This window comes from Pontimicrobium sp. MEBiC06410 (assembly GCF_053601615.1).
This window is the reverse complement of sequence record NZ_JBSHNT010000066.1, coordinates 1-500: the sequence shown is the minus strand read 5'-3', so window position 1 is coordinate 500 and position 500 is coordinate 1. Positions and strand designations below refer to the sequence as shown.

The window sequence follows — 500 nt, the reverse complement described above, 5'->3', positions numbered from 1 at the left end:
CAAACCATCTATGTAAGAGCCTCAATAGACCTTACAAGTTGTTACGACACCATCACCCTAGACCTAAGAGTCAACCCATTACCATCACCAGTAGCCACACCCGTAGCCTACCAAGAATGTGATGACGATAACGATGGCTTTACCAGCTTTGATTTAGAAAGCCAAAGCGCAACAATCATTAATGGCGAGCCAGGAGTAACAGCTACCTATTATGAAACCATGGACGATGCCCAAAACATGATTAACCCACTAAGCAGTCCATACAATAATATTGTAGCCAACACCCAAACCATCTATGTCGTTGTTACCAATACAGGCACCATGACTACACCAGCCACAGGCTGTTTTACCATAGTAGAACTCCCATTAGAAGTCTTACCAGCACCAGTAGTAGACTTAGAAGCCGATCTATTAGCAGACGGGTACATCATCTGTGACGACGATGGCGATGGCTTTGCACAATTTGATTTCGATACCGTAATCACCCCAGACGTATACGA

The 500-nt window shown here is 44.4% G+C and carries 1 protein-coding gene; it reads left to right on the top strand.

The window, feature by feature from the left end; translation table 11 throughout:
- A partial coding sequence (locus ACVC08_RS00435; RefSeq protein WP_452600545.1) for a hypothetical protein occupies window positions 1-500 on the top strand: 500 nt, incomplete at both ends.